The sequence below is a fragment of the Streptomyces sp. TE5632 genome (assembly GCF_054061295.1).
The window spans coordinates 4,507,757-4,528,200 of sequence record NZ_JBSSEA010000003.1; the positions used below are offsets into that span (position 1 = coordinate 4,507,757).

General features: G+C 70.4%; 16 protein-coding genes and 2 pseudogenes. 10 read left to right on the top strand and 8 right to left on the bottom strand.

Translation table 11 applies throughout. From position 1 onward, the window contains the following. Positions 1 to 516: 516 nt before the first annotated feature. Together ACVW19_RS25740 and ACVW19_RS25745 are read left to right on the top strand one after the other, a co-directional pair. Entirely contained in the window at positions 517 to 1,461 is a 945-nt protein-coding gene (locus tag ACVW19_RS25740; RefSeq protein WP_457462144.1) for an SDR family oxidoreductase, read from the top strand. A 109-nt stretch (positions 1,462 to 1,570) separates the two neighbouring features. Next, complete coding sequence (locus ACVW19_RS25745; RefSeq protein ID WP_457462146.1) at positions 1,571 to 1,894, top strand: hypothetical protein; 324 nt, start codon at positions 1,571 to 1,573, stop codon at positions 1,892 to 1,894. Between the two features lie 288 nt (positions 1,895 to 2,182). On the opposite strand, the gene ACVW19_RS25750 is transcribed toward ACVW19_RS25745, so the two are convergent. Both ACVW19_RS25750 and ACVW19_RS25755 read right to left on the bottom strand, forming a co-directional pair. Beyond that, a complete protein-coding gene (locus tag ACVW19_RS25750; protein WP_457462147.1) occupies positions 2,183 to 4,171 on the bottom strand; it encodes an ABC transporter ATP-binding protein in 1,989 nt (662 codons plus the stop codon). Between the two features lie 451 nt (positions 4,172 to 4,622). Beyond that, complete coding sequence (locus ACVW19_RS25755; protein ID WP_457462149.1) at positions 4,623 to 5,756, bottom strand: glutathione-independent formaldehyde dehydrogenase; 1,134 nt, start codon at positions 5,754 to 5,756, stop codon at positions 4,623 to 4,625. A gap of 162 nt (positions 5,757 to 5,918) precedes the next feature. On the opposite strand from ACVW19_RS25755, the gene ACVW19_RS25760 reads away from it, so the two are divergent. After that, complete coding sequence (locus ACVW19_RS25760) at positions 5,919 to 6,110, top strand: hypothetical protein (protein WP_030931808.1); 192 nt, start codon at positions 5,919 to 5,921, stop codon at positions 6,108 to 6,110. 27 nt (positions 6,111 to 6,137) lie between these two features. Here the strand turns inward: ACVW19_RS25760 and glpK are convergent, their stop codons facing one another. The 5 genes and pseudogenes from glpK to modA form a co-directional block, all read right to left on the bottom strand. Next, positions 6,138 to 7,655: a glycerol kinase GlpK gene (glpK, locus tag ACVW19_RS25765; RefSeq protein ID WP_457462152.1), complete on the bottom strand. Its 1,518-nt coding sequence runs from the start codon at positions 7,653 to 7,655 to the stop codon at positions 6,138 to 6,140. Between the two features lie 79 nt (positions 7,656 to 7,734). After that, positions 7,735 to 8,572 (bottom strand): annotated as a pseudogene (locus tag ACVW19_RS25770) (MIP/aquaporin family protein). A 244-nt stretch (positions 8,573 to 8,816) separates the two neighbouring features. Continuing rightward, the gene (locus ACVW19_RS25775; protein ID WP_457462154.1) at positions 8,817 to 9,917 is read right to left on the bottom strand and encodes an ABC transporter ATP-binding protein; all 1,101 of its coding nucleotides are present in this window, start codon (positions 9,915 to 9,917) and stop codon (positions 8,817 to 8,819) included. Then, entirely contained in the window at positions 9,914 to 10,777 is an 864-nt protein-coding gene (gene modB, locus ACVW19_RS25780; protein ID WP_457462156.1) for a molybdate ABC transporter permease subunit, read from the bottom strand. The genes ACVW19_RS25775 and modB overlap by 4 nt, the downstream gene beginning before the upstream one ends. Continuing rightward, positions 10,774 to 11,592, bottom strand: a complete 819-nt coding sequence (gene modA / locus ACVW19_RS25785) for a molybdate ABC transporter substrate-binding protein (protein ID WP_457462158.1) — start codon at positions 11,590 to 11,592, stop codon at positions 10,774 to 10,776. Before modA ends, modB begins: the two co-directional genes overlap by 4 nt. A gap of 340 nt (positions 11,593 to 11,932) precedes the next feature. Between modA and ACVW19_RS25790 the strand changes: the two genes are divergently transcribed. The 4 genes and pseudogenes from ACVW19_RS25790 (at position 11,933) to ACVW19_RS25805 (ending at position 16,028) form a co-directional block, all read left to right on the top strand. Next, positions 11,933 to 13,471 carry a pectate lyase family protein gene (locus tag ACVW19_RS25790; RefSeq protein ID WP_457462160.1) on the top strand — a complete coding sequence of 513 codons (1,539 nt, stop codon included), beginning with the start codon at positions 11,933 to 11,935 and terminating at the stop codon, positions 13,469 to 13,471. Positions 13,472 to 13,599: 128 nt separating this feature from the next. Continuing rightward, positions 13,600 to 14,824: pseudogene (locus tag ACVW19_RS25795) on the top strand (MFS transporter). 52 nt (positions 14,825 to 14,876) lie between these two features. Next, a complete protein-coding gene (locus ACVW19_RS25800; RefSeq protein ID WP_457462162.1) occupies positions 14,877 to 15,458 on the top strand; it encodes a sugar O-acetyltransferase in 582 nt (193 codons plus the stop codon). Positions 15,459 to 15,470: 12 nt separating this feature from the next. Continuing rightward, positions 15,471 to 16,028 (top strand): TetR/AcrR family transcriptional regulator, encoded by a 558-nt coding sequence (locus ACVW19_RS25805; protein ID WP_457462163.1) that lies wholly within the window; start codon positions 15,471 to 15,473, stop codon positions 16,026 to 16,028. A gap of 86 nt (positions 16,029 to 16,114) precedes the next feature. On the opposite strand, the gene ACVW19_RS25810 is transcribed toward ACVW19_RS25805, so the two are convergent. Beyond that, a complete protein-coding gene (locus tag ACVW19_RS25810) occupies positions 16,115 to 16,891 on the bottom strand; it encodes a GntR family transcriptional regulator (protein ID WP_457462165.1) in 777 nt (258 codons plus the stop codon). 369 nt (positions 16,892 to 17,260) lie between these two features. Here ACVW19_RS25810 and ACVW19_RS25815 point away from each other — a divergent pair, with 369 nt between their 5' ends. From ACVW19_RS25815 to ACVW19_RS25825, 3 genes are all read left to right on the top strand, one after another. Continuing rightward, positions 17,261 to 18,535, top strand: coding sequence for an extracellular solute-binding protein (locus tag ACVW19_RS25815; RefSeq protein ID WP_457462167.1), 1,275 nt, complete (start codon positions 17,261 to 17,263; stop codon positions 18,533 to 18,535). A gap of 88 nt (positions 18,536 to 18,623) precedes the next feature. Next, positions 18,624 to 19,610, top strand: coding sequence for a carbohydrate ABC transporter permease (locus tag ACVW19_RS25820; protein ID WP_457462168.1), 987 nt, complete (start codon positions 18,624 to 18,626; stop codon positions 19,608 to 19,610). Then, positions 19,607 to 20,437: a carbohydrate ABC transporter permease gene (locus ACVW19_RS25825; RefSeq protein ID WP_457462169.1), complete on the top strand. Its 831-nt coding sequence runs from the start codon at positions 19,607 to 19,609 to the stop codon at positions 20,435 to 20,437. The genes ACVW19_RS25820 and ACVW19_RS25825 overlap by 4 nt, the downstream gene beginning before the upstream one ends. Positions 20,438 to 20,444: the final 7 nt, after the last annotated feature.

Genomic DNA, 20,444 nt, shown 5'->3' on the forward strand with positions numbered 1-20,444 from the left:
CGTCCTCGCTCAGCGCCAACTCCCAGGAGACGGCCGGCTCGTCCCGGATCAGAAGGCGTACAGCCGGCTCCTCGGTGACCGGGAACCGCCTCCGCAGCGGGTGGTCGGCCGTCGGCGCGACCTCGCCGCAGACGGTGACCGAGCCGGTCGGACGGCTGGGGAAGGACGGCACGGGTCCCGCGTCGGCGGAGATGCCCCGGATCGCGCGGGGCGCATCCGCACGCTCCGTCAGGACGGCATCCGGTCCGGCCCGGTCCGGTCCGCGGCCTCGTGCCGGTGATGCGCGTACGGCTCCCCCACAGGACACTGGATACGGGTCCTTCGGGCCCGCCGACGCTCGGACGGCTGGACGGCTGGTCGGCGGAATCGGTGATCGGCACCTGCGCGGCCGCAGGAGCGGACACGCTGCCGGCGGGCCGGCGGCCCTCTCGCGGAATCGTGACGGCCACGCGGGTGAGCGCTGCCCGGTCGGCGGCCCCCTGCCGGCCTCGGCCCGGTGACAGAGAAGAGGAACGCATGCGTACCTTCACCGGCACACGCGTACACACCGCAGCTCACGACAGCCCCTTGCACGGGCGCGTCGCCGTGGTGACCGGGGCGGCCCGCGGTGTCGGCGAAGCCCTCGCCCGGCGCCTGTCCGCGGACGGCATGCGCATCGCCCTGCTGGGCCGCGAGGAGAAGACCCTCTCCCGAGCGGCGGCCGCACTGACCTCTCCGAGCATCTGCGTCGAGACGGACGTGACCGACCAGGCCGCGCTCGACGAGGCCGCACGGCAGGTCGAGGAGCGGCTCGGGCCGGCCGCCGTCGTCGTGGCCAACGCGGGCATCGCCGCAGGCGGCCCCTTCATCCGTACGGCGGCCGACCTGTGGCGGCGCGTCGTCGACGTCAACCTCGTCGGGTCGGCGAACACGGCCAGGGCCTTCCTGCCGCAGCTCACCCGCGCCCGCGGCTACTTCCTGCAGATCGCCTCGACCGCCGCCTTCGGGTCCGCGCCCATGATGAGCGCGTACTGCGCGTCCAAGGCGGGCGCGGAGTCCTTCGCCCAGGCCCTGCGGGGTGAGGTGGAGCCCGACGGGGTCACCGTCGGCATCGCCTACCTCCACTGGACCGGCACCGACATGGTCGTCGGCATCGACGACCACCCGGTCCTGCGGGCCCTGCGCCGGAATCAGCCGTGGTTCGCACGCCGAGTGCACAGCCCCGACCAGGTGGCCGACTGGCTCGCCGCCGGCATCGCACACCGCGCCCGGCACGTCTACGCCCCGCCGTGGCTGCGCTGGTGCCAGCCTCTGCGACCGCTCTTCCCGTCCCTGGTCGCCCGCGTCGCCCGCCGTGAACTGCGGGAGTCGTCCACCGGCGAGCTCGGGGCCGATGTCGGAGTACTGGGCGCGGGCGGCCGCGCCGACTGGGAGACGTTCCTGTCCACCACCCGCTCCGGGACCGCTCCGGGACGGGAGTAGGAGCTCCGGCGGCGGGCGGTTCCGGTCGAATGCCTTGCACGGCGTCCTCGTCGCTTCGACCGGGTGATCGGGACAGCCGAGCGAGGCGGCGAGGGGCGGAAGGGACGCCATGGACGCGGGCCGGGCTCCGGAGAAGACCCCCGACGGGCACTTCGTCGTTGTCCGGGGACGGAGATGGCGGGCGACGGATCCCTCCGTTCCGGAGGAGACCGCGGCCCGTCTGCGCCGTCACCTCATGGCGGCCCGGCGCGCGGTGCGTGCCGCGACGGCCGCGGGCGACGCCCGAGCCGAACGCTCCGCACGCGCCCGCGTCCACCGGGCGAAGGTGGCGCTGGGGGAGCGGGGTACGCCGTGGTGGGAGCAGTCCGGGAGCGACCGCCGTCAGCGGTGGGAGCAAGGGCTGGCGCAGCTCGACGCGGACGTGCCGCGCTGAGGCGCCGGCAGCGCCTTGGCCGGGTCTGATGCCGCGTTCACCGGACAGCGGAGGGGACGGACCGGCGACGCCGGCCGATCGTCGTCGCAGACCCCCGCACCGGACGTGGGTGGGTTGCCGCTCCCGCACGGCACGCAGCGCCCGCGGGTGCGTCCCCACCGGGGCCGGGGCGGCTGCTCGGTTCACGGGCCGGGTGCCGGTCACGGGGCGGTTCGGGCCTTGGCCTCGGAGCCGCCGGGTGGCGGGAGGAGGGGCCGCCGCGGTGAGCGGGTCTTTCGGGCGGAGGTTTCAGGCGGGGTCCGCGACGGTGGGTGCGGCGGGGCGCGGGATGGCGCCGGCGGGGACGTACTGGGCGGCCTGGGCGTCGAACATCGCGGCGTAGCGTCCTCGGGCGGCCATGAGTTCGTCGTGGCTGCCGTGCTCGGCCAGACGCCCCTGGTGCAGGACGTAGATGCGGTCGGCGTGGCGGACGCCGGACATGCGGTGCGTGACGAGGACGACGGCGCGGTTCGGTGCGGCGAGCCGGCGGATGCGGTCGAACGCCTCGATCTCGGCTTCCGGATCGAGGGCGGAGGTGGGTTCGTCCACGATGAGGACGCTGTCCGCCGGCGAGGTGGAGCTGCGCCAGTGGGTGCGGGCCAGGCCGATCTTCTGCCATTCGCCGCCGGACAGTTCGACGGCTCCGCGGAACACGCGGGCCAGCAGGCTCTGCAGCCCGTCGGGGAGTCTGGCGACGACCGAGTCGGCCCTCGCGTAGTCGACGGACGCCTGCAGGTCCTTCGAGGAGGCGTCGTGGCCGGGGCGCCCGATGCGGATGTTCATCGCGGCCGTCACCGGCCAGCGTTGGAAGTCCTGGGTGAGCAGTGCGACGCGGTCGAAGACCTGGGAGCGTTCCAGGCCGGCGATGTCCGAGTCGCCCCACCGCACGGTTCCTTCCTGGGGCAGCAGCAGACCCGACAGGATCTTCATGAGGGTGCTCTTGCCGGAACCGTTCTCGCCCACCACGGCCGTGACCGAGCCCATGGGCAGGGTGAGCGACACCTGGTCCAACGCGGGAGCCTCGCGGTCGGGGTAGTGGTAGGTGACCCGGTCGAGAGAGACCTGCTCGACCTGTTTCGGGACCGGATCGCCGGTCTGGGGGAGGGCGTGTCGGGCGGCCTCGGTCAGGAAGCGTCCGTGATCGCGGACGTAGAGGGACTCCTCGTGCAGCGTGTTGATGTTCATCACCAGGGCGCCCAGGCTCGCCGAGCCGGAGCGGACGGCGATCACCGCGGTACCGGCCACCGCCAGGCTCATGTGCCCGCTCATGATCAGCCAGATCATGGTTCCGTAGGTGGCCGCCATCGCGACCCCGGACAGCGCGGCGGCCACCCACTCGGTGACCGCCTTGCTGGAGGCCAGCCGCTCCTGCTCGGCCTCGGCGCTTCGGGCCATGCGCTTGTACCGGCTCAGCAGAAAAGGACCGACACCGTGGATGCGCACCTCCTGGGCGGCGGTGCGCTCGGTCAGGAGATTGCCGATGAGGCGACTGGCCCGCACGTGCTCGACCCAGCTCATCACCGACACATAGCGCTCCTGGGCCACGCGCATGGCACCCCAGCCGCGCGGTGCGGCGATGAGGATCAGCATGGGCAGCAGCGCCGGGTGCAGGACGGTGAGCACGCCGGCCGTGGCCACCAGGGAGATGGTGCTGTTCAGCGCGGCGACACAGGCGCTGATCATGCGGCGGGCGGAAGCCGGGCCGTACTGGGCGATGTCGATCAGGCGGCGGAAGTCCGGGTCGTCGATGGCCTCCAGTTCGACGGAGACGGCGGCAGCCAGGTACTGGGTGGTGGCGATCCGCTCGACGAGCGGTTCCAGACGGCCCGCCCGGGACGTGGACCACCCGGCGAGAACCGAGTTGACGACGGCGATCGCGGCGATGGCGAGCAGACCGGGCAGCAGGGCGTGCAGCCGTTCCACGGCGCTGCCGGAGCCGAGGAGGGCGTGCATGACGGCGTTGACGGCAAGCAGTCCGACGGCAGCGGCGATGCCTTGCCCGACCTCGCTGATCCCGACGGCGATGAGCGCCCGACGATCGGCCTTCCACGCCATGCGCAGGGTCGCGCCGACCAGAGTCGGCATCGATCGGAGCGCGGACACCAGGGTCAAGTCCAGTTGAGCGTTTTCGTGTTGGGACCAGCCCATGTCGTAGCGCAGCGGGCCGCCGAACAGTTCGCGCTCTGCTTCGGACACCTCCGGCTCGGCCGGCTGGACTTTCCCGAAGAACCTCTTCACCGTGTGCCTCCCGGGGGCGAATTCGCAGTTCGCCAGAGAGAGTTGCGCGGTGGCCGTCCCTTGAACAGGGAGCAGTCACCACCGCCGGTTGCACACCCCCGGGTACACGCCCGCGCACACCTCGGCCCTGATCGGCCGCGAAGGGAGCAATGATGAGAAGGAACGCCGCGGACCGGACTCCGGCCCGCGTTCGTCAGGGCACCGTTCCCACTCGGTGCGGAAGCGGCGGCGAAGGCTCTTGGCGGCCCGCCACACGGCGATGTCGACACGTTCGCTCCCGTCCCGCTCGAAGCGGAACGGGTCGGCCGTCAGTTCGGCCGACCGGGACAAGCCTGTGGGTGTGTGGTGAACGGCTCGGTCGGCACCGGTCGTCGGCCGGCAGGGGAAAGCGTGAGCACGCGAGTGGTTCGGTGCTCACGCTTTCCGCTTCCCGGGCCGGAGCGTCGTGGTGTTACGGGTGCAGCACCACCTTGGTGTAGCCCTCGATGCGCTTGTCGAACTTGTCGTAGGCCGACGCCGCCTGGTCCAGGGGCAGTTCGTGGGAGACGACGAAGCTGGGCTTCGCCCTGCCCTCGATGATCATGTCGCGCAGCTGCCGGTTGTAGCGCTTCACGTTGCACTGCCCCGTGCCCATCCGCAGGCCCTTCTCGAAGAGCTTGCCGATCGCTACGAGGAGCATGCCGCGCTTGGCCTGCTCGTCCGGGCCTCCGGGGTCGGACGGGACGTAGAGGCCGGGCACGCCGAGCGCTCCGGTGGCCCGGACCGTACCGACGAGCGAGTTCAGGACGGTCGCCGGTTCCTCGTGGTCCGCGCCGTGCGCCGACGCCTGGTAGCCGACCGCGTCGACGCCCTTGTCCGTGCCGATGCCCTCGGTCTGGTCCTTGATCTGCTCCGCCGGGTCGCCCTCGGCGAAGTTGATCGGAATCGCGCCTATCTCCTCGGCCTTCTGCAGCCGCTCGGGGACCCGGTCCACGGAGAACACCTTCCTCGCACCGCGCAGCAGGGCCGAGTAGGCGGCCATCAGGCCGACCGGCCCCGCGCCGTACACCGCGACGCTCTCGCCGGGGCGGACCTGGGCGAGTTCACAGCCGTGGTAGCCCGTGGGGAAGATGTCCGCGAGCAGGATGAAGTCGGTCTCGTTCTCCTGTCCCGCCGGCAGCTTCAGGCAGTTGAAGTCGGCGTAGGGAACGCGCAGGTACTCGGCCTGGCCACCCTTCCAGGGCCCCATGGCCACGTAGCCGTACGCGCCGCCCGGGAAGCCCGGGTTGACGGTCAGGCAGTATCCGGTGAACCCCTCGACGCAGTTGGTGCAGAAGCCGCAGGCGACGTTGAAGGGCATGACCACGCGGTCGCCCTCCTTGAGCGAGGTGACGCCCTGGCCGGCTTCCTCGATGATTCCCATGTTCTCGTGGCCGAAGACGATGCCGGGTTCGGCAGCGGTGCGGCCCTCGTACATGTGCAGATCGGAGCCGCATATCGCGGTGGAGGTGACCCGTACGATCACATCGTTCGGATGCTGGATGCTGGGCTTTTCAACGTCCTCGACCGCGACGCTGAACGGCTCTTTGTACACGACGGCCTTCATGGCTGAGACCTCCACTCGATGGCATGCGTGTGCGACTGCCACGCCCCCGCCCGCTGTCCGCGTGACTCATGTCTCATGATTCTCCGGTCTGCTCGATCGGGCAAACCGGTACTCTCCGGATATAACTTTTCGGCGCCGTACCCCAGAAGGGAGTGGTGGAACATGGCAGCACAGAGGCTGGGAACCCTGCTCGTCCCCGTGCCGGGGTTGTCCGGCACCACGTACCCGCCAGGAACGACCGTGACGGTCCGTGGTCGCGGCGCGACAGTGGACGCCTTCGTCAATGGCGACTGGCTCCCTTTGTCATGGTGGGAGTTCTCCGACGGCCTCCGCGAGGACATCGCCGACCGCTGACGGCCGAGTCGGCTGCCGGTGGTCAGGTCAGGTGACCTTGACCCAGTCCAGGGTGCGTTCCACGGCGCGCTTCCAGCCCCGGTAGCCGTCCTGGCGCTGCTCCTCGCTCCACGCCGGGCTCCAGCGCTTCGACTCCTGCCAGTGCGAGCGCAGCTCGTCGGTGTCGTGCCAGAATCCGGTGGCGAGCCCGGCGGCGTAGGCGGCGCCCAGCGCGGTGGTCTCGGCGACCACCGGACGGCTGACCGGCACACCCAGCACGTCTGCCTGGATCTGCATGCACAGGTCGTTCGCGGTCACGCCGCCGTCGACCTTGAGCACGTCCAGGTGCACGCCCGAGTCCTGCTCCATGGCGTCGACCACGTCACGGCTCTGGTAGCAGATGGCTTCCAGCGTGGCCCGTGCGATGTGCCCCCCGGTGTTGTACCGGGCCAGGCCGACCATGGCGCCGCGGGCGTCGGAGCGCCAGTACGGGGCGAACAGACCGGAGAAGGCCGGAACGAAGTACATCCCGCCGTTGTCGTCCACCGAACGCGCCAGCTGCTCGCTCTCCGGGGCACTTGTGATGATCTTCAACTGGTCGCGCAGCCACTGCACGGCCGCGCCGGTGACGGCGATGGAGCCCTCCAGCGCGTAGACCGCCGGGCTGCCGGCGAACTGGTACGCCACCGTCGTCAGCAGCCCGTGCTGCGAACGCACCAGCTCGGTACCGGTGTTGAGCACCAGGAAGTTGCCGGTGCCGTAGGTGTTCTTGGCCTCGCCGGGGGAGAAGCAGACCTGGCCGACGGTCGCCGCCTGCTGATCGCCGAGTACGCCGGTGATCGGAACGGCGGCACTCAGCGGCCGTGAGGTGCGGGCCTGGCCGTACGCCTCGGGATGGGACGAGGGGTTGATGGCCGGCAGCATCGCGCGCGGGACGCCGAAGATGCCCAGCAGCTCGTCGTCCCAGTCCAGGGTCTCCAGATTCATCAGCATGGTGCGGCTGGCGTTGGTCACGTCGGTGGCGTGCACACCACCGTTCGGTCCGCCGGTGAGGTTCCACAGCACCCAGGCGTCCGTGTTGCCGAACAGGGCGTGGCCCGCCTCGGCGGCCTCGCGCAGTCCGTCGACGTTCTCCAGCAGCCACTTGATCTTTCCGCCGGAGAAGTAGGTGGCCGGCGGCAGGCCGGCCTTGTGGCGGATGACCTCGCCGTGGCCCTCACGTTCGAGGGCGGCGGCGATGCTGTCGGTGCGGGTGTCCTGCCAGACGATGGCGTTGTAGTACGGGCGGCCGGTGCGCGGGTCCCAGACCACGGTGGTCTCGCGCTGGTTGGTGATGCCGATGGCCTTCAGGTCGGTGGCCGACAGGTTCCCGGCACGGAGGGCGTTCTGGATCACCGTGTTGGTGCGCTCCCAGATCTCCACCGGGTCGTGCTCGACCCATCCCGACCGCGGCAGGATCTGGCGGTGCTCGAGCTGGTGCTTCGCCACCTCGTTTCCGTCGTGGTCGAAGATCATGAAGCGGGAACTGGTGGTGCCCTGGTCCACCGCGCCGACGAATTCGGGCATCGTGGCCACTCTCCTCGTGGTCGTGCGGGAAGGGGTGCGGGCGGGAAGGGGTGCGGGCGGGTCCGCCCGTGGCAGGACCCTAGGAGGGCTCCTCGGTGGCCGGGCCTTCCTCGGCCGCACTGAGCCGGGCCTTGAGTACCGGGCTGATGAGCAGGTCGTACACGAGGGTCCCGATGACTCCGCCGATGAGGGGGCCGACAATGGGGATCCACCAGTACCCGCTGAACCATCCGAAAGTTCCGGGTAGGGCGATGGAGCCCCAGCCTTCGAAATAGGTGAACAGCCTGGGGCCGAAGTCCCGGGCGGGATTGATCGCATATCCGGCGTTGGTGCCGAATGTGAAACCGATCCCGACGACGATCAGGCCGATGAGGAAAGGGCCGAGATTGGACCCGGGAGCCAGATTTCGGGTGTCGATGAGCGCGCAGATCAGCAGCAGCAGAATTCCGGTGCCGATGATTTGGTCGAGCAGGGGGCCCCACCAGGAATCTCCGAAGTATTCGGCGGGGAATGTTGCGAAGATCGAATATGTCGCCAGCGATTCGTCCCGCGGGATTCCCCGCCTTGGCGTCGGCCATGTCGATCGCCCATCGGTAGGACGCGTAGACGAGCGCGGCGCCGACGAACGCCCCCACGAACTGCGCCAGCCAGTAGGGCAGGACCTTCCGCCAGGGGAAGTCCCGCCGGACGGCGAAACTCAGCGTCACCGCGGGATTGATGTGGGCGCCGCTGATGCCGCCGGCCACATAGACGCCGAACACCACGGCGAGACCCCAGCCCCACGAGATGATGAGCCAGTTGGCGGGACCGAAGGCCACCGTTTCTCGCCCCGATCCGGGCAGGCCGACAACGGCGACGGCCACCGACCCGGTGCCCAGGAGAATCAGGACGAACGTTCCCAGGAATTCTGCGATCATCTCGCCGGCGAGGCCTTCTCGATAGCCGCGTCGACGGGCAATTCGTTCAGCCATCGGTTCTCCTCGGCTGGAATGGCGCAGTCTTGCCCTCCCCATTACCGGAAGCTTATGGCTGTCGGGGGCATCCCGCCTGCGCGGCGCCGGAATTCCCTCCCATGGAGTAATGGCGCCTTTCCGTTCTCGGCTCGAGGTGATCCGGCCGGGGCGGCGAGGAAACCGCGCCGGGCGTGTTGCTTGTGGCCGGTCAGACCGGATAGGCGTGGGTCTGGGTCGCCTTCACCGTGGCCCAGACGTCCGCGCCGGGGTGCAGGCCGAGTTCGGCGGCGGCGACCGTGGTGAGGTCGGCGGTCAGGGGCAGCTCTCCGGCGAGGGCGACGCGGATCTGGTCGCCGTGGGTTTCCATGCCGGTGACCTCGCCGTGCCAGAGGTTGCGGGCGCTGGAGCCGGTGGGGCGGTCGCGGTGGAGGGTCACGGCGCCGGGCGGGAACGCGACGAAGACCTGGCCGGTGAGGTCCTCGGTGGTGGTGAGCGTCGGACCGGACTCCAACCGCACGGTGTGGCTCCGGGCCCGGCCGGTGTAGAGGTTCAGGCCGACCAGTCGGGCGATGTAGTCGGTGCGCGGGCGGCGGGCGATGTCCTGGGGCGTTCCCTCCTGGACGACCCTGCCGTGCTCGACGACCACCAGGCGGTCGGCCAGCACCATCGCGTCCAGCGGATCATGCGTGACCAGGACGGCGACGGCTTCGAACGCGGCCAGGTGGCGCCGGAGCTGGGCGCGTACGTCAAGGCGGGTGCGGGCGTCCAGGGCGGCGAGGGGCTCGTCGAGGAGGAGCAGCCGGGGACCGGTGGCCAGGGCGCGGGCGAGCGCGACGCGCTGGGCCTGGCCGCCGGAGAGGCGGCGGGGCTTGGCACCGGTGTGGTCCGCCAGACCCATGCGCTCCAGCCACTCGGCGGCCGTCGCCCGTGCCTGAGCCTTCGTGGCGCCCTGGCAGCGGGGGCCGAAGGCCACGTTGTCCAGCGCGGTCAGGTGGGGGAAGAGAAGGTAGTCCTGGAAGACGACGCCGACGGGGCGGGACTCGGGTGGCGTACGGTCCAACCGTGCACCGTCCAGGTGCAGATGGCCGGCGGTGAGGGGCGCGAGGCCCGCGAGGGCGCGCAGCGCCGTGCTCTTGCCGGCGCCGTTCGGACCGAGCAGGGCGACGACCTCGCCCGGGGCGGCGGTGAGCGCGATGTCCAGGCGGAAGGTGCCGTGGTCGACGACGAGCCGGGCGTCGAGGCCCTCGGGTCCGGGGGTGCCGGGGCCGTCACCGGTGAGGTCGTGCCGGGGCTCGCCGGTGCGGGTCATGACGCGGTCAGCCAGCGGTCGCGCAGGCCGGCCAGCACCGCGATCGAGACGGCGAGCAGGACCAGGCTGAGGGCGATGGCCGCCTCCGGGTCGCTCTGCAGGGCGAGGTAGACCGCGAGGGGCATGGTCTGGGTGCGGCCGGGAAAGTTGCCGGCGAAGGTGATCGTCGCCCCGAACTCGCCCAGCGCCCGCGCCCAGGCCAGCACGGAGCCCGCGGCGACGCCCGGCGCGATCAGCGGCAGCGTGACCCGGCGGAACGCGGTGAAGCGGGAGGCGCCCAGGGTGGCCGCGGCCTCCTCGTAGCGGCGGTCGGCGGCGCGCAGGGTGCCTTCGACGCTGATGACCAGGAACGGCATCGCCACGAACGCCTCCGCGAGCACGACACCGGCGGTCGTGAAGGGCAGGGTGATGCCGAACCAGGCGTCCAGCCACTTCCCGACGACGCCGTTGCGGCCGAGTGCCATGAGCAGGGCCACACCGCCCACCACCGGGGGCAGGACCAGGGGCAGCGTCACCAGGGCCCGGACCAGGCCGCGGCCGCGGAATTCCGTACGGGCCAGCAGCCAGGCCAGCGGTACGCCGACGACCAGGCTCACCGCCGTCGCCGCGGTGGCGCACACCAGGGAGAGCCGCAGGGCCTGCCACACCTCGGGGCTGGTCAGCTGCTCGGGCAGGCTCCGCCACGGGGCCCGGACCAGCAGGCCGAGCAACGGCACCAGCAGGAACGCCAGACCGAGCAGCGCGGGCAGCAGCAGGGGAAGCGGTACACCTCGGGCGCCGCCCGCCGGTGTGCGGCGGAGCCGCGGACCGGCGCCCCTGCGGGCGGCGGCCGAGGCGCCTGGGGTGCCCGCGGGGGTCACGAGGTGAGGAACCCTGCGTCGGCCAGGACCTTCTGGCCCTCCTCGGATCGCACCAGCGCGATGAACGCCTCGGCCGCCGCGGCGTTGGGCGCGTCCTCGAGCAGGGCGATCGGGTAGTCGTTGACGGCCTCGGCGGCCTCGGGGAAGTCCACGCCCTCCACCTTGTCACCCGCCGCGAGCACATCGGTCCGGTACACGAGGGCGGCGTCCGCCTCCTTCAGCTCGACCTTCGTCAGGGCGCTCTTGACGTCCTGCTCGTACGACACCGGGGTGAGCTCCAGACCGCCGGCGTCCAGCGCCTTCTGCGCGGCGGCCCCGCACGGCACCGCCTTGTCGCACAGGACGACCTTCAGCTTCGAGCCGGTCAGGTCCTTCAGTGAGGAGACGCCCTCCGGGTTGCCCGGCAGGGTGGCGATCTCCAGCCGGTTGCGGACGAAGGTGGCCGGGGTGCCGGAAACGCCCCCCGCGTCCGTGACGGTCTTCATCGTCCTGGGGCTGGCGGAGGCGAAGACGTCGGCGGGGGCGCCACTGGTGATCCCGGCGGCGAGGCTGTCGCTGCCGCCGAAGTTGAACGTGACCTCGGTGCCGGGGTGGTCCTTCTCGAACTCCTCGCCCAGCGTCGTGAAGCTCTCCGTGAGGGAGGCGGCGGCGAAGACGGTCACCGTGCCGGACAGCTTGCCGGACGAGGACTTCGAGGAGGGGGCCTCGGAGGACGAGGAGCAGGCGGTCACGGCGCCCAGGAGCAGCAGCGCGGCGGTGCCCGCACCGGCCACCCGCCTCGTCCGACGGGTCCGGGGAGCGGGACGGGACGTCACAGGGCTTCTCCCTCTGCCTACTGCTTGCTTCTCATGGACCGATCCAGGGGAACGCGTCCGCTGATCATACTGCCGCAAATGCAAGGGTGAAATCCCTTCTTGGTGCGCACTTGCTGTTGAGATCGCACATCAGGGCTGCATGTGCGGCTTCGAAAGGGAAATGGGCGGCGTCTGGTGTATGAGATACGAAAGGGCGCACTCATGGCGTCCGGAGCCTTGTCAGCCCGGACGGGGGCACCCTATTCTCGCGGCGAGAAAGCGCTTTCCATCGAGTCGACGGCGTTCGACGGCACTCTGCATGACATGCCCATGACGTTAAGTGAACAGGGAGAGCCCCCGTATGAAGAGATCAGCAGCACTGCGGTTCCACGCGACGCTGGCCACGGCGGCCCTCGCGGCCGCGACCGGACTGGTGGTGGCGATGCCCTCGGCGTCGGCCGCGACCGGCAGCGCCACCGGCTACGCGACCCAGAACGGCGGGACCACCGGCGGCGCGGGCGGGCAGACGGTCCGGGCCACCACGGGCACCGCGATCCACACCGCCCTGTGCAACCGCGCCAGCAGCAGCACCCCGATCACCATCGAGGTCCAGGGCACCATCAATCACGGCAACACCAGCAAGGTGTCGGGCAGCAGCTGCAACACCGCCGCCGGTGTGATCGAGCTCAAGCAGGTCAGCAACGTCACGATCGTCGGGGTCGGCAGCGGTGCCGTCTTCGACCAGCTGGGCATCCACATCCGGGAGGCCCGCAACATCGTCATCCAGAACGTGACCGTCCGGAACGTCAAGAAGTCCGGCTCGCCCACCTCCAACGGCGGCGACGCCATCGGCATGGAGACCGACGTCCGCAACGTCTGGGTCGACCACGTCACCCTGGAGGCGTCCGGCGGGGAGTCGGAGGGCTACGACGGCCTTTTCGACATGAAGGACAACACCCAGTACGTGACCCTGTCGTACAGCACCCTGCGCAACTCCGGCCGCGGTGGCCTCATCGGATCCAGCGAGAGCGACCGCTCCAACGGCAACATCACGTTCCACCACAACCTGTACGAGAACATCGACTCCCGTGCGCCGCTGCTGCGTGGCGGCATCGCCCACATGTACAACAACCACTACAAGCGCCTCAACGAATCCGGCATCAACTCCCGGGCCGGGGCGCGCGCCAAGGTGGACAACAACTACTTCGAGGACTCCAAGGACGTCCTCGGCACCTTCTACACCAGCGAAGCCGGCTACTGGCAGGTCGGCGGCAACATCTTCGACAACGTGACCTGGTCCAGCCGCAGCGGCGACAACCAGCCCGCCGGTCCCAACCCGACGTCCAACACCTCGGTCGGCATCCCCTACTCCTACAAGCTCGACGCCGCCAACTGCGTGCCGGACGTGGTGAACCGGACGGCGGGCGCCAACAAGGGCCTGAAGGTGTCGGACGGCAACTGCACGCCGCAGAACCCGGCCCCGACCGACCCCACGGACCCCACCGACCCGACGGACCCGACCGATCCCCCCACCGGGACCAACCTCAGCCTCGGTGCCGGAGCTGACGGCTCCAGCAAGGCCAGTGGCACGAGCTACGGCAACGTGATCGACGGCAACCTCGGCACCTCCTGGTCGCCGAGCGGCTCGACCGGTTCCGTCTCGGTCAAGTGGTCGTCCGACGCCACGGTGTCGAAGGTCAACATCCGGGAGGCGTCGGGCTCCGTGGGCGCCGTCCGCTCCTGGCGGCTCCTCAACCACGACACCGGTGCCGTCCTGGCCTCCGGCAGCAGTGCGGGCGTCGTCTCCTTCGCGCGGACCTCGCTGCGCAAGATCACCTTCGAGATCACCGGCTCGAGCGGCACGCCGCGGATCGCCGAGTTCGAGACCTACAACGGATAGGGACGGGTGAGTCGTCGTCCCACCCATCGGGTGCCGTGCATCGGCTCGGCACCCGATGGCCCGTGTTTTCGGACAGTGCCGCCCGAAAGGAGTGTACGTTCGTACGCTCCCTGGATAAGGTCAGGCGCATGACCACTGACGTACTGCGTCGGCCCGCCCTGGCCGAGCGGCAGGCTCGCGCAGCCGTTGCCGTCCTCTTCTTCACCAACGGGGCCCTGTTCGCGAACCTCCTGCCCCGCTATCCGCAGATCAAGGCGGATCTCGGCATCGGCAACGCCGCTTACGGGCTGGCCGTCGCGGCGTTCCCGACGGGGGCCATCGTCGCCGGTATGGCGGCGGGGGTCCTCATCCGTCGCCTGGGGTCGGCGCGGGTGGCGGTGGCGAGCACCCTGCTGACCGGGGCGGGGATCCTCGTCGCGGGCATGGCGCACTCGGTGGTGCTGTTCGCGGGAGCGCTGTTCCTGGCCGGAGCGATGGACGCGATCACCGATGTCGCGCAGAACGCCCACGGCCTGCGGGTGCAGCGCCGCTACGGGCGCTCCATCATCAACTCCTTCCACGCCATCTGGTCCATCGGCGCCGTCACCGGCGGCTCCATGGCCGCCGCCGCCATAGCGCTCGACCTCGCGCGCGGGGCGCACCTGACGATCTCGGGGGTGGTGTTCGGCCTCGCCGCCTGTGTCGCCCTGCGGTTCGCCCTGCCCGGGCCCGACGCCGAACCGGCCGGGGACGCGGACGAGAACGGGCGCCGGGAGCGGGGCGCCGCAGCGGAACGGGCGTCCGGCCATGGCCTCGCGCGTCCGCTACGTGATGATCGCGCTCGTCCTCATCGCGACGGCCGGCACGCTCGTCGAGGACGCGGGCAACTCCTGGGCCGCGCTCTACCTCTCCGACTCGCTGAACGCGTCGGCGGCGCTGGCGGCATCCGGCTTCATCGCCCTGGTGGGCGCCCAGTTCGTCGGCCGGATCCTCGGCGACCGGCTCGTCGACCGGTTCGGCCAGCGTGCGGTGGCCCGCGCCGGCGGCCTCATCACCGCGGTCGGCATGGGGCTGGCGCTGGCCGTGCCCACGGTGCCCGGGACGATCCTCGGCTTCGCCGCGGCCGGGTTCGGCGTGGCGACGCTGGTGCCCGCGGCCATGCTCGAGGCCGACGAGCTGCCCGGCCTCAAGCCCGGATCGGGGCTGACGATCGTCTCCTGGCTGATGCGGCTGGGGTTCCTGCTCTCCCCGCCGGTCGTCGGGCTCGTCGCCGACGAGGCCGGCCTTCGGCTGGGGCTGACGGTGGTGCCCCTCGCGGGCGTGCTCGTGGTCGTGTGCGCGGGGGTGCTGCGGGCCGGCGGCGTCAAGCGGTAGTCCTCGGCGTGGGGAGTGTACGTTCGTACGCTCCGGGTGTACCGTCATTCCCATGGCGACGGACCACTTCGCACAGGACCCCCGCACCAACCTGGAACGGATGCAGGCGGGCGACCTCTACATCGCCGACGACCCCGAGATCGCCCGCCGGCAGCAGCAGGCCGTACGCCTGGCCGCCCGCTACCAGGCGGCCTATGCCGAGGACGCCGGGGCGGCGGGATCGATCCTCGCCGAGCTGCTCGGTGCGGTGGGCGAACAGGCGCATGTGCGCCCGCCCCTGTACGTCGACTACGGCAGCAACATCACCATCGGGGCGCGCACCTTCGTCAACTACAACCTGACCGCGCTGGACGTCGCCGCCATCGTCATCGGCGAGGACTGCCAGATCGGTCCCGGCGTCCAGCTCCTCACCCCCACGCACCCCCTGGAACCGCGGCCCCGGCGCGACAAGCTGGAGGCCGCGCAGCCGATCACCATCGGCGACAACGTCTGGATCGGCGGGGGAGCGATCGTCCTGCCCGGCGTGACCATCGGGGACAACTCCGTGATCGGGGCCGGTTCGGTCGTCACCAAGGACGTGCCGCCGAACGTGGTCGCCGTCGGCAGCCCCGCCCGCCCGGTCCGCACCCTCTGAGGCGCGACGCCCATGGCCACCGGACACACCGACCCGCAGCGGCGCGCACGCATCATCGCCGCCACCCTCGACCTCATCGCCGAGGAGGGGCTCGCGGCGGTCTCCCACCGCAAGATCGCCAAGCGGGCCGGGGTGCCGCTGGGGTCGATGACGTACCACTTCAGCGGGATCGACGAGTTGCTGCGGGAGGCGTTCAGCGACTTCACCGGCCACATCGTCGCCGTGTTCGACACGTATCTCGCGGCGCCGACCGGCCGTGAGGAAGCCCGTACGGCCGTGGCCGACCTCGTCCACGCCCTGTCCGAGGGCAGCTCGCGCGACCTGGTGCTCACCCAGGAGCTGTACTCCCTCGCCGCCCGCCGGCCAGCCTACCGGGAGCTCACCCATGAGTGGATGCGCCGCAGCCGCAGCCACCTCGAGAAGCACTTCGACCCGGACACCGCCCGCCAACTCGACGCCCTCATCGAGGGACTGACACTCCATCGCGCCCTGTCGCGGGAACCGCACGACCGGTCCCTGACCCGCGAGGCGATCGCCCGCATCACCACGACGGACCGCCGGGAGCCCTGAGCGTCGCCGCCCCCGGCCGGTCCCCTCCAGCCGCCCGTGCGGCACAGTCCTGACCCCTGTGCCGCACGGGCCCTGATCGGGCCGGTTCACGGCGTCGGCGGCGGTGTCGGCGGCGTCAGGGTCGCCGTGAACCGGTAGCGCGAGCCGCGGTACACCGCGCGGACCCACTCGACCGGTGTCCCCCGCTCGTCCCGTGAGTGGCGGGACAACAACAGCATCGGCAGGCCCACGTCCGTGTGGAGCAGGCCGGCCTCCCGCGGTGTGGCGGGCGAGGTCTCGATGGTCTCGTCGGCCTCCGCCAGACGTACCCCGTACACCTCGGCGAGCGTCGCGTAGAGCGAGGTGCGGCGGGCCAGGTTCCGGCGCAGGCCGGGGAAGCGGCGTGCGGACAGATGGGTCGCCTCGATCGCCATGGGCTCGCCCCCGGCCAGCCGCAGCCGCTCCACGCGCAGGACGCGCTCACCTCGTTCCACCTCGAGCAGGGCCGCCAGCTCCTCGCCGGCCGCGATGTGGTCGATGTTCAGGACCCGGGAGGCGGCGGTGAGCCCCTGGTTGCGCATGTCCTCGGTGTACGAGGTCAGTTGGAGGGTCCGGTAGATCTTCGGGCGGGCGACGAAGGTGCCCTTGCCCTGGATGCGGACCAGTCGGCCCTCGCTCACCAGCTCCTGCAGCGCCTTGCGCACGGTGGTGCGGGAGGTGCGGAACTCGAGGGCGAGGAAGCGCTCGGCCGGCAAGGGCGATCCCGGCGCACGCGCCTCGGTCATCCGCAGTAACCGCTGCTTGACGCGGTAGTACTTCGGTACGCGGTCGGTGCGGTCCGGCGCCCCCGTGACGGTCCGGGCGCTGCTGAGATCGGTGCTCATGGCCTGCCTTCCGGCTGCGGTGTCCGGCGCGCGGGCGGCAGGCGCCGACCGCGGTGCACGTCGGCGGACGGCCGGGTTCGGCGCCGCACACTCGGCGGTCCCGTTATAACCGCACGTCCCTCTTTGGTCTAGTCCAACCTTCGACACGTCCGCGTTTGGGGGGACTTGCAGGTCCGCGCGGGGGCCTCGGAAGTGGTCCGGGCTGTCGGCGGCGCGACCCTTGACAGGGCCATAGGTCTAGGCCAAGCTCCCCCTGCTGGTCTAAACCATTTAGAGGAAGCCGGGTCCCAGCCCGCCGAGTGTCGCGCCGTTGCGAGGGTCACCGCCGAAGGCGTGGGTGTGGAAGGCGTTCCTGAGGAGGGGTGGCGCGTGAAGCGCAAGCTGATAGCCGCGATCGGGGTCGCGGGCATGTTGTTCTCCGTCGCCGCGTGCGGGGGAGACGACGGTGACGGCAAGAGCACCGGGGCGAACGGGTACGAGGGCCAGACGCTCACCGTGTGGGTGATGGACGGCTCCTCGCCGGACGGGTGGCAGAAGGACCTGGCCACGGAGTTCGAGGCGAAGACCAAGGCGAAGGTCGAGTTCGAGGTCCAGCAGTGGAACGGCATCCAGCAGAAGCTGACCACCTCCCTGTCCGAGGAGAACCCGCCGGACGTCTTCGAGATCGGCAACACCCAGACCCCGGCCTACGCCAAGACCGGCGGCCTCGCCGACCTCGCCGACCTCAAGTCCGAGATCGGCGCCGACTGGACCGAGTCCCTCAACGAGTCGTCGGTCTACGACGGCAAGCAGTACGCGGCACCGTGGTACTTCGCCAACCGCGTCGTCCTCTACAACAAGAAGGTCTGGGCGGACGCCGGCCTCAAGGACACCCCCAAGACCCGCGACGAGTTCTACGACGCGCTCAAGACCATCGGTGACAAGACCGACGCCGAACCGATCTACCTGCCGGGCCAGAACTGGTACCACTTCGTCGGCCTGGTGATCGGCGAGGGCGGCGAGCTCGTCAAGAAGGACGGCGACAAGTACGTCTCCAACCTCGGTGACCCGAAGGTCGCCGCCGCCGCGGAGACCTACAAGAAGTTCCAGGCCCTGTCGAAGGCGCCCAAGGACAAGGACGAGGCCACCCCGCAGCAGGGCCAGGTCTTCGCCAAGGGCAACGTCGGCGCCTTCATCGGCATGGGCTGGGAAGCCGGCATCGCCATCGAGGCCAACCCGAAGATCGAGCAGGACATCGGCTACTTCACCATCCCGGGTGCCACGGCCGACAAGCCCGAGGGCGTCTTCCTCGGCGGCTCCAACCTCGCCGTCGCCGCGGGCAGCAAGAAGCAGGACCTCGCCCGGGAGTTCCTGAAGCTCGCCCTGTCCGACAAGTTCGAGGGCGGGCTGGCCAAGGCCAACGGCGTCATCCCCAACAAGGAGTCGCTGCAGAGCAACCTGAAGGGCAACGCCCCCGCCGAGGCCGCCGCACCCGCCGCCGCCGTCGGCGGAACCACCCCGCTGATCCCGGAGTGGGCCGCGGTCGAGAACGCGCCCAACCCGATCAAGACGTACCTGACCGCCGTCCTGAGGGGCAAGTCCCCGGCCGAGGCGGCCAAGCAGGTCGAGGGCGAGTTCAACAAGCGTCTGGCGCAGCAGCAGTAGAAGCGCACGCGCTCCGACCGGTGCGGGGGCCGGCCACGCGACGGCCCCCGCACCGCGTCCGGGTACGTCGAGAAGAGAGATCGCGAGCATGACCGTGCAGACCGAACGGCCGCCCTCCGGCCCGGCGGACCTCCGCAAGGCGGACGACGGGGCGGCACCCGGCAGGCCCCCCTCGCGAGCCGGCGCGCTCGCCCCGTACCTGTTGCTGCTGCCCGCCTGCGCGGCCACCGTGCTGCTGCTCGGCTGGCCGCTGCTGAAGGACGTGCTGCTGTCGTTCCAGAACCTCAACATGGGGCAGCTGATCCAGCGCGTCACCGAGTGGAACGGCGTCGACAACTACAAGGAGACCCTCACCAGTGGGGACTTCTGGCGGGTCACCCTCCGCTCGATCCTGTTCACGGCGGTCAACGTCGTCCTGATCATGGTCCTGGGCACCCTGACCGGCCTGCTGCTCGCCCGCCTCGGCAGGCGTATGCGGGTCACCCTGCTGCTCGGTCTGGTACTGGCCTGGGCCATGCCCATCGTGGCGGCCACCACCGTCTACCAGTGGCTGTTCGCCCAGCGTTTCGGCGTCGTCAACTGGGTCCTGGACGGACTCGGCTGGCACTCCATGGCCGACTACAGCTGGACCAGCAGCCAGATGTCGACGTTCTTCGTCGTCACTGTGCTGATCGTGTGGATGTCCGTCCCGTTCGTCGCGATCAACCTGTACGCGGCGACCACCACCATCCCGAACGAGCTCTACGAGGCCGCGTCCCTCGACGGCGCCGGCGCCTGGCGGAGCTTCACCACGGTCACCCTGCCGTTCCTGCGGCCGTTCCTCTACGCGACGACCTTCCTGGAGATCATCTGGGTCTTCAAGGCGTTCGTCCAGGTCTATCTCCTCAACAGCGGCGGCCCCGACCGGCTCACCGAGATCCTGCCCGTCTACGCCTACGTCGAGGGCATGGGCAACCAGCACTACGGCATGGGCGCGGCGATCGCCGTCCTGACCATCGCGATCCTGCTCGGGCTGACCGCCTACTACCTCAGGATCGTGCTCAAGCAGGAGAACGAAGAGGAGGCCGGGCTGTGAAACGCTCGCTCTTTGCCCGGGTCTGGCCCAACGCCACGGCCGTCGTCCTGTTCATCGGCTGCGTCTTCCCCGTGTACTGGATGTTCGCCACGGCCTTCAAGCCGACCGGTGACATCATCTCGGAGAACCCGGTCTGGTTCCCGACCGACGTCACCTTCGAGCACTTCAGGACCGCGACCGGCGTCGACCACTTCTGGACGTACGTCCGCAACTCGCTGACCGTCACCGTCCTGGCCGTCGTCTTCTCGCTGGTCATCGCGCTGGCCGGCTCATTCGCCCTGGCGCGGATGCGGTTCAAGGGGCGGCGCGGCTTCATCATCGGCTTCATGCTGGCCCAGATGGCGCCCTGGGAAGTCATGATCATTGCGATCTACATGATCGTGCGGGATGCCTCGATGCTGAACAGCCTCGTGCCGCTGACGCTCTTCTACACGATGATGATCCTGCCCTTCACCATCCTGACGCTGCGCGGCTTCGTCGCCGCCGTGCCGAAGGAACTGGAGGAGTCGGCGATGGTCGACGGCTGCACCCGCGCCCAGGCGTTCCGCCGGGTCATCCTGCCGCTGCTCGCCCCGGGCCTGATGGCCACCTCGCTGTTCGGCTTCATCACCGCCTGGAACGAGTTCGCGCTGGTCCTGGTGCTCAACAAGGACGCCGAGGCACGGACCCTGCCGCTGTGGCTGTCCAGCTTCCAGACCCAGTTCGGCGACGACTGGGGCGCGACCATGGCCGCCTCCTCACTCTTCGCCCTCCCGATCCTGATCCTCTTCGTCCACCTGCAGCGCAAGGCCGTCAGCGGCCTCACCGCGGGCGCCGTGAAGGGATAACGCCACC

What these genes read in the sequence shown, in the direction of transcription:
- ACVW19_RS25745 (WP_457462146.1), top strand. Translation starts at nt 1,571, where the DNA reads ATGGACGCGGGCCGGGCTCCGGAGAAGACCCCCGACGGGCACTTCGTC.
- ACVW19_RS25790 (WP_457462160.1), top strand. Translation starts at nt 11,933, where the DNA reads ATGAAGAGATCAGCAGCACTGCGGTTCCACGCGACGCTGGCCACGGCG.
- ACVW19_RS25820 (WP_457462168.1), top strand. Translation starts at nt 18,624, where the DNA reads ATGACCGTGCAGACCGAACGGCCGCCCTCCGGCCCGGCGGACCTCCGC.
- ACVW19_RS25775 (WP_457462154.1), bottom strand. Translation starts at nt 9,917, where the DNA reads ATGACCCGCACCGGCGAGCCCCGGCACGACCTCACCGGTGACGGCCCC.
- ACVW19_RS25800 (WP_457462162.1), top strand. Translation starts at nt 14,877, where the DNA reads ATGGCGACGGACCACTTCGCACAGGACCCCCGCACCAACCTGGAACGG.
- ACVW19_RS25740 (WP_457462144.1), top strand. Translation starts at nt 517, where the DNA reads ATGCGTACCTTCACCGGCACACGCGTACACACCGCAGCTCACGACAGC.
- ACVW19_RS25805 (WP_457462163.1), top strand. Translation starts at nt 15,471, where the DNA reads ATGGCCACCGGACACACCGACCCGCAGCGGCGCGCACGCATCATCGCC.
- glpK (WP_457462152.1), bottom strand. Translation starts at nt 7,655, where the DNA reads ATGCCCGAATTCGTCGGCGCGGTGGACCAGGGCACCACCAGTTCCCGC.
- ACVW19_RS25810 (WP_457462165.1), bottom strand. Translation starts at nt 16,891, where the DNA reads ATGAGCACCGATCTCAGCAGCGCCCGGACCGTCACGGGGGCGCCGGAC.
- ACVW19_RS25760 (WP_030931808.1), top strand. Translation starts at nt 5,919, where the DNA reads ATGGCAGCACAGAGGCTGGGAACCCTGCTCGTCCCCGTGCCGGGGTTG.
- ACVW19_RS25755 (WP_457462149.1), bottom strand. Translation starts at nt 5,756, where the DNA reads ATGAAGGCCGTCGTGTACAAAGAGCCGTTCAGCGTCGCGGTCGAGGAC.